The organism is Micromonospora sp. NPDC005291 (assembly GCF_040607415.1).
Taxonomy (GTDB): Bacteria; Actinomycetota; Actinomycetes; order Mycobacteriales; family Micromonosporaceae; genus Micromonospora.
In genome coordinates this window covers 98,039-105,200 of sequence record NZ_JBEXGR010000017.1, presented here as the reverse complement: position 1 = coordinate 105,200, position 7,162 = coordinate 98,039, and the positions used below count along the sequence as shown (strand labels likewise).

Here is a 7,162-nt window from a genome sequence, read left to right as displayed (position 1 = left end):
AGCTGGCGGGTGATGGTGGGTTGGCAGGAGGTTCAGCGCGCGCTGGGCGTACCCGTTCCGGCCAGATCGGCCGGGACAGCGCTGCCGGGGGCTGGGGCGGCGTCGGCGGCAGCGGCAGCCGTAGCGGCCTCGGCGGCGGTGGCGCGGGCCCGGCGGGTACGGCGCAGAGCCCGCACGGCCAGCACCAGTGCGGCCAACCAGCCAACGGCGAGCAGGGCATACACGGCGGGACGGACCGGGCCGTCCAGCTCGGCGGAGCGGAGCAGGGTGCGGGCGTTGGTCAGCACGATCACGCCGCCGACCGCCGCGCCGAGCAGTTGGGCGGGCACGATACGCACCAGCCAGGCGGCCAGCGGGGCGGCGATGAGGCCGCCGATCAGCAGCGCGGCGACCGTGGGCAGCAGGAACCCCTCGGTGCCCAGCCCGATCAGGAAGCCGACACTGGCCGCACCGGCCACCACGAACTCGGCGGTGTCCACCGAGCCGATCACCTTGCGTGGCTCCAGGCGACCGGAGACCAGCAGGGCCGGGGTGGCCACCGGACCCCACCCGCCGCCGCCGGTCGCGTCGACGAAACCGGCGACCAGACCCAACGGGCCCAGGAAGCGACCGCGTAGCCGCCCGCCGATGCGATCGGTCCGCAGCGGTCGGGCGAAGCGGACCAGCAGGTACGCGCCGAGCGTGAAGAGGATGCCGGCCATCCACGGCGCGGCCGCCTCGGTGGAGATCGAGCTGAGCAGGGTGGCGCCGGCGAAGGCGCCGATCGCGCCGGGCAGGGCGATGCGGGTCACCACTCGCCAGTCGACGTTGCCGAACCGCCAGTGCGCGACCCCGGCGGCGAGCGTGGTGCCGATCTCGGCCAGGTGCACCGAGGCCGAGGCGGCGGCCGGGGCGACCCCGGCGACCAGCAGCAGAGTGGACGAGGTCAGCCCGTACGCCATGCCGAGCGAACCGTCGATCAACTGCGCGACGAGCCCGACCAGAGCGAGGACCAGCAGCTTGCGCACGAGCGCCCCCTTGCTTTTCGGCATCTCCTATCGACTTGGTCGACAATGCGGCACGGGGCTGCCGGGGTCAAGCCCCCGATCGGTGGATGGGACGCCTTGCCCCGGGCGGGCAGCGGCTGCACGGCGAAGCCGGCAACGGCTGCACGGCGAAGAACGCGCGGGTGACGCGGGGCCTGTGAGCGGGCCGGCGCTCAGATCCAGGCGCGCGGGTCGGCGACCAGCTCGGTGACGCGCGCGGGCAGGGTGCCCGCGGCCACGTCGGCGACGCTGACCAGCTCCAGGATCTCCCGCTCGCTCGCCCGCAGCGCGATCCAGACCTCCTGGAGTGCACGTGCCGGGCCGTGGTAGCCGAGCTGCTCCGGGCGCTGCCCGCGTACGTGGGCGAGCGGCCCGTCGATCACTCGGATCACGTCCGCGAGGGAGATCTCCTCGGCGGGGCGGGCCAGCCAGTAGCCACCTTCCGGGCCGCGTTGGGCGTGCACGATGCCGCCCCGGCGCAGCTGAAGCAGGATGCTCTCCAGGAATTTCGGCGGGATCTCCTGGGCGCGAGCGATCTGGTCGGCCGTGACCGGCCGACCGCGCCCAGGGCCGCTTGCCGTCGCGGCGAGCTCGGCGGCCGCACGGAGGGCGTAGTCGACCCGAGCGGAGAGGCGCATGACGGCAAGGTTAGCCGCTGGTCGGCCGGCCGGGCGGGCGACCCTCGGCCGATCGGTCACGCATCGATGGGAACGCTCGCCATTCGCACCCGTTCCGGCGGCCGTCACAAAACAGTGAAGTGCGTCATGATCCACCGTCCGGTGGGGGCGGAAAAGCCGTTCTGGAGCGTCCTTATGCTGGGCGGGAGTACGAATGTCTGACCGTTGACGCGGCCTCCAGCAGCATATTGATAAACACCCGAGTTCGCTTGGGGGGAAGGCAAGACGATGACCGATATCGCCACACGCACCTGGGATGGCCTGACCATCCCGGTCGCCGGCACCTATCTTCTCGATCAGGCGCACAAGCGGATCGGTTTCCTGTCCCGGCACATGATGGTGAGCCCGGTGCGCGGCGAGTTCGCCGAAGCCACGGCGCAGATTGTCGTGGCGGAGGACCCGCTGCTCTCCTCGGTGACGGCGACCATCGCGTCGGCGAGCATCACCACTGGGAGCGTCGACCGGGACACGCATCTGAAGAGTGCCGACTTCCTCGACGTGGAGAGCTACCCCACCCTCGAATATCGAAGCACCGGCATTAAATGGCAGGGCAACGAGGAAGACCCGATCTTCCAGTGGGCCCGTCTGCGCAGCCATCGGCTCGGCGGACGAGGCCGGAGTCACATTCTCCCGCCGCAGTCCGACGGCACACCGGGACGATTCACGCTCACCGGTGAGTTGACGGTGAAGGGAATCACCCGAGCTGTCGATCTGGAGGTGAATTTCGGTGGCGCTCGTCGTGATCCGTACGGGCAGAACATCTTCGGGTTCAGCGCGACGGCCGAAATGAACCGCGAGGACTACGGCCTACTGTGGAATGTCATCCTCGAAAGCGGTGGGGTGCTGGTCGGAAAGACGGTGCAGATCGAGATCGCCGGTGAGGCCATCCACCAGACCTGACACGCTTCATCCCCGCCACGACGCATCCGGTGCGGGTGCGTCCCTGGCGGGGATGATCGACAGCCCTCAGGCACCGACGCGGCGCAGCAGACCCTCCTGGACGGCGCTGGCGATCTGCTTGCCGTCCGTGGTGAACATCCGGCCGGTGGCCAGCCCACGCGCGCCGGACGCCGACGGGCTCAGGCAGTCGTAGAGGAACCACTCGTCGGCACGGAACGGCCGGTGGAACCACAGCGCGTGGTCCAGGCTCGCTCCGACCAGCCCACCCGGCCCCCACACCTCGCCGTGCGCGGAGAGCACCGAGTCCAGCAGGGTGAGGTCCGAGGCGTAGGTGAGCGCGCAGGCGTGCAGCAGCGGATCGTCCGGCAGTTTGCCGTCGATGCGCATCCAGACGCGCTGGTGCGGGTCGGCAGGCCGGTCGCCGGGACGGACCCAGCCGGGCTCGCCGACGTAGCGCACGTCCATCGGACGGGGGATCTGACCCCAGATGCCCAGCCGCTCCGGGTAGCGCGAGAGCCGGTCCGTCATCGTCGGCACGTCCTGCGGCAGCGGGACGTCCAGCGGGGCCGAGGCCTGGTGGTCCAGACCCTCCTCGGCCCGCTGGAACGACGCCGACATGAAGAAGATCGGTTTGCCGTGCTGGAGCGCGACCGCCCGGCGGACCGAGAAGGACCGGCCGTCGCGGATGTTCTCCACCTGGTACTCGATCGGCTCGACCGGGTCGCCGGGGCGGACGAAGTAACCGTGCAGCGAGTGCACGAACCGCTCCGGGTCGACCGTGCGACCGGCGGCGACCAGGGCCTGACCGGCGACCTGGCCGCCGTACACCCGCTGTGGACCGACCGGGGGGCTCATCCCCCGGAAGGTCATCTCCCCGGTCGAGTCGAGGTCCAGCACCTCCAGCAGCTGGTCCACCGCCGCCTGGCCGACCGCGACCCGACCGTCGCTCACTGCAGCGCCCGCGCCGACGCCGCGTCGACCAGCGAGCCGAGCTGGTGGACGCGCAGCGTGTTGGTCGAGCCGGGGGTGCCGGGCGGGCTGCCCGCGACGATCACCACGTAGTCGCCCGGGTTGGCCCGGTTGAGACCGAGCAGCGCCTGGTCGACCTGACGGAACATGTCATCAGTGTGCTGCACGAACGGCATCAGGAAGGTCTCCACGCCCCAGGTCAGGGCGAGCTGGTCGCGCACCTCGGGCACCGGGGTGAAGGCCAGCAGCGGCAGGTCGCAGTGCAGGCGGGACAGCCGCCGAACGGTGTCACCGGTCTGGGAGAAGGCGACCAGCGCCTTGGCGTTGATGGCCCGGGCGATCGACGAGGCGGCCACGGTGAGCGCGCCACCGTGGGTACGCGGGTCGTGCTGCAGCCGGGGCACCCCGATCGAGCCGGCCTCGGTGGTCGTCACGATCTTTGCCATGGTGCTGACGGTCAGCACCGGGTACTTGCCGACGCTGGTCTCGCCAGAGAGCATCACCGCGTCGGCGCCGTCGAGCACCGCGTTGGCGACGTCGGAGGCTTCCGCCCGAGTCGGGCGGGAATTTTCGATCATGGAGTCGAGCATCTGGGTGGCCACGATGACCGGCTTGGCGTTCTCCCGGCACAGCTGCACAGCGCGCTTCTGCACCAGCGGGACCTCGTCCAGCGGCATCTCGACACCGAGGTCACCGCGGGCGACCATGACGCCGTCGAAGGCCAGCACGATGGCTTCGAGGTGCTCCACCGCCTCCGGCTTCTCGACCTTGGCCAGCACCGGCCGGAACACACCCTCCTCGGCCATGATGGTGTGGACGAGCTTGATGTCCTCGGCCGAGCGGACGAAGGACAGCGCGACCAGGTCGACGCCGAGGCCCAGGGAGAAGCGCAGGTCCTCGGCGTCCTTCTCCGACATGGCGGGCACGCTGACCGCCACGTTGGGCAGCGAGACACCCTTGTTGTTGGAGACCGGGCCGCCCTCGGTGACCAGGCAGCGGATGTCGTTGCCGGTGATGTCGGCGACCTCGACGGCGACCCGGCCGTCGTCGATCAGCAGCCGGTCACCGGGCTTCACCTCCTGCGGCAACTTGCGGTACGTGCAGGAGACCCGCTCCTTGGTGCCGATGATGTCGTCGCCGGTGATCACAACCGAGTCGCCGGTACGCCACTCGTGGGGGCCGTCGGCGAACCGGCCGAGCCGGATCTTGGGGCCCTGCAGGTCGGCGAGGACGGCCACCGGCTTACCTGCCGCCGCGGACGCCTCCCGGACCAGTCGGTAGACCGCCTCGTGGTCGGCGTGGCTGCCGTGGCTGAAGTTGAGCCTCGCTACGTTCATGCCCGCCTCGACGAGACCCCGGATGCGCTCCGGGGACGAGGTGGCGGGACCAAGAGTGCAGACGATCTTAACGCGGCGTGTCACGCCCATCAGGCTAGTCTCTCCTTCAGGTCGGACTCGGGGCCGACCCCTTGCAGGCAGCGGAACATTTGTCCAACGACGCGCGGTGCGCGTCGGGCCGGCGGGCGGAACCACACCGGGAACGTTGTGGCGACGGGCATCAGCGACCGCGCGCCGGGAATCGTACGCCTCCGCTGGCACGCGCCGTCGGGGTGCTCCCGGCGGCGACTCACCATCAGTGCCCCGACGGCGGCAGGGTGGGCACCGCGGAGAGTAGGTCACGGGGGTCGTAGTGGCGCTTGGCCCGGCTCAGCCGCGCCCAGTTCGCGCCATAGGCGAGGCGGACCCGGTCGGTCTCCTCCGGGGCGAGCAGGTTGGGGTAGCCACCGGGCAGGGCGAGCGGGGCGAGCGCTGCCGAGGTGCGGTCTGCCCACTCCCGGTGCGGCCCGGCCGGCTCGCCGGGCGCCCAGACCGCGATGATCTCGGTCATCAGGTGGTCGGTGCGCAGGCCGAACGCCGTGTCGGCGAGCCGGACCCGGGTGGCCGCGCCGTGGAAGTGGTGCACGGCCACCGCGGAGAACGGCGAGCTGACCTGCCGGGCCGCGTCGACGAGCGTGTCCACCGCGCCGTCGGTGAGAGCGGGCAGCCAACGGGTACGCAGCAGGTAGTGGTTGCCGTCGACCATCCCGCCGTCGAACATCCGCAGCGCGTCCGCGTACGGCATCGGGCCGATCTGGTCGACCAGCGGGCTGCCCAGCGCGCGCAGCCGGTCCATCCACGGCAACCCGGCGTTCAGGTCCGGGCCGCTGTAGAACGGGCAGATGAAGATCACCGGCTCGCCGGCCGGGCCGGGCAGGAAACCGGTCATCACGGTCAGCTCGTCCGGGGCCTCGGCGACCAGGGCGCCGTAGCCCCGCAGCACGGCCGGCGCCTCGGCCAGCGCGAACATGATCATGCCGGCCAGCACAGCGGGCAGCCGGTGCGCCCGGTAGCGCAGCTCGGTGACCACGCCGACGTTGCCGCCGCCACCGCGCAGTGCCCAGTACAGCTCGGCGTCGTGCCGGGGATCGGCGGTGACCCGGCGGCCGTCGGCGAGGACCACCTCCGCGCCGAGCAGGTTGTCCAGGGTCAGACCGAACCGGCCGCACAGCGGGCCGTACCCCCCGGCGAGGGTGAGCCCGGCCATGCCCACGTCGCCGACCGTGCCGGTGGGCACCACCAGGTCGTACGGGCGGGCGGCGGCGAGCATCTCGGCCGCCGTGGTGCCGCCGCCGATGGTCACCGTGGCCGCGTCCGGGTCGACCCGGACGGCGCGCAGACCGGTCAGGTCGAGCACCAGACCACCGTCGCGCAACGCCCGCCCGGCCCAGTCGTGCCCTCCGGAGCGGACCGACAGGGGCAGGTGACACCGGGCGGCGATCCTGACCGCGTCGGCCACCTCGTCGGCGTTCAGGCAGTGGGCGACCAGCGCGGGCGCGCGCTCCACCGCACCGTTCCAGAGCCGGGTGGTGGTGCCGAAACCGGGATCGCCCGGCTCGTGGAGCCGGTCGCCGAGCAGGGCGCGCAGCCGGGCGGCGGCCGTCGCGACATCGGGGGTGGCGGCGGAGATCATGGCGACTCCTCGACCGGGGCCGACCGATGGCGCCGGGTGCGCCCCGGCGGCGGCCCTCGCAGGGCGCGACGGTAGCACCGGCAGGCGGCCGAGCGCCGTCGCCATCACGACAGCCACCGATGCGCCGGCCGCTCAGCTCTCGGTCTTGACCAGCGGAAACTCCAGGGACCCGGCCGGGCAGAGGAAGGTCAGCACGTCGATCCGGTAGAGCCCGGCCTGCACCGCCGGGTCGGCCTCCAGCACGCTGCGTACGTCGTCGACACTGCCGGTGCGGGCGAGCCCGAAGCCGATCGGCGGCTCCGGGTTGCTGGTCGTCCCGTCGATCGAGCCGGCGACCAGGATGATGCCGCGTCGCTGCAACGCCTGCATGTGCTCAGCGTGCTCCGCCTGCAACCGCTGCACGGTTTCGGCGGGCAGGACCCGTCCGGCCGCGCCGGGATAGATCACGATGCACTCGTACGTGTCGAGCGCGAAGTTGACCTGCGGCACTCCCGCCATGGGTGCTCCCTCCGCCGTCGCGCCGGATGACGCCGGCCCCGGCCAGCGTCGCACGTACGCCGGGGCCGTACCGGGCGCTTCCGG

General features: G+C 71.8%; 7 protein-coding genes. 1 reads left to right on the top strand and 6 read right to left on the bottom strand.

All coding sequences use genetic code 11. The features are described from left to right. Window positions 1-32: 32 nt before the first annotated feature. Together ABZT18_RS22330 and ABZT18_RS22325 are read right to left on the bottom strand one after the other, a co-directional pair. Complete coding sequence (locus tag ABZT18_RS22330; protein ID WP_354994768.1) at window positions 33-1,007, bottom strand: sulfite exporter TauE/SafE family protein; 975 nt, start codon at window positions 1,005-1,007, stop codon at window positions 33-35. A 191-nt stretch (window positions 1,008-1,198) separates the two neighbouring features. Next, window positions 1,199-1,663: an Rrf2 family transcriptional regulator gene (locus ABZT18_RS22325; RefSeq protein WP_354994769.1), complete on the bottom strand. Its 465-nt coding sequence runs from the start codon at window positions 1,661-1,663 to the stop codon at window positions 1,199-1,201. Window positions 1,664-1,930: 267 nt separating this feature from the next. Here ABZT18_RS22325 and ABZT18_RS22320 point away from each other — a divergent pair, with 267 nt between their 5' ends. Then, complete coding sequence (locus ABZT18_RS22320; protein WP_354994770.1) at window positions 1,931-2,602, top strand: YceI family protein; 672 nt, start codon at window positions 1,931-1,933, stop codon at window positions 2,600-2,602. Window positions 2,603-2,668: 66 nt separating this feature from the next. Here the strand turns inward: ABZT18_RS22320 and ABZT18_RS22315 are convergent, their stop codons facing one another. The 4 genes from ABZT18_RS22315 to ABZT18_RS22300 all read right to left on the bottom strand — a co-directional run bounded on the left by ABZT18_RS22315 (window position 2,669) and on the right by ABZT18_RS22300 (window position 7,078). After that, a complete protein-coding gene (locus tag ABZT18_RS22315) occupies window positions 2,669-3,553 on the bottom strand; it encodes an acyl-CoA thioesterase II (protein WP_354994771.1) in 885 nt (294 codons plus the stop codon). Beyond that, the gene (pyk, locus tag ABZT18_RS22310) at window positions 3,550-4,998 is read right to left on the bottom strand and encodes a pyruvate kinase (RefSeq protein WP_354994772.1); all 1,449 of its coding nucleotides are present in this window, start codon (window positions 4,996-4,998) and stop codon (window positions 3,550-3,552) included. The genes ABZT18_RS22315 and pyk overlap by 4 nt, the downstream gene beginning before the upstream one ends. A 205-nt stretch (window positions 4,999-5,203) precedes the next feature. Next, window positions 5,204-6,580 carry an FAD-binding oxidoreductase gene (locus ABZT18_RS22305; RefSeq protein ID WP_354994773.1) on the bottom strand — a complete coding sequence of 459 codons (1,377 nt, stop codon included), beginning with the start codon at window positions 6,578-6,580 and terminating at the stop codon, window positions 5,204-5,206. 132 nt (window positions 6,581-6,712) lie between these two features. Continuing rightward, a complete protein-coding gene (locus tag ABZT18_RS22300) occupies window positions 6,713-7,078 on the bottom strand; it encodes a YciI family protein (RefSeq protein WP_354994774.1) in 366 nt (121 codons plus the stop codon). Between the last annotated feature and the right edge of the window lie 84 nt (window positions 7,079-7,162).

Coding starts and splice junctions, on each gene's coding strand:
- ABZT18_RS22300 (WP_354994774.1), bottom strand. CDS start 7,078: ATGGCGGGAGTGCCGCAGGTCAACTTCGCGCTCGACACGTACGAGTGC.
- ABZT18_RS22320 (WP_354994770.1), top strand. CDS start 1,931: ATGACCGATATCGCCACACGCACCTGGGATGGCCTGACCATCCCGGTC.
- pyk (WP_354994772.1), bottom strand. CDS start 4,998: ATGGGCGTGACACGCCGCGTTAAGATCGTCTGCACTCTTGGTCCCGCC.
- ABZT18_RS22305 (WP_354994773.1), bottom strand. CDS start 6,580: ATGATCTCCGCCGCCACCCCCGATGTCGCGACGGCCGCCGCCCGGCTG.
- ABZT18_RS22325 (WP_354994769.1), bottom strand. CDS start 1,663: ATGCGCCTCTCCGCTCGGGTCGACTACGCCCTCCGTGCGGCCGCCGAG.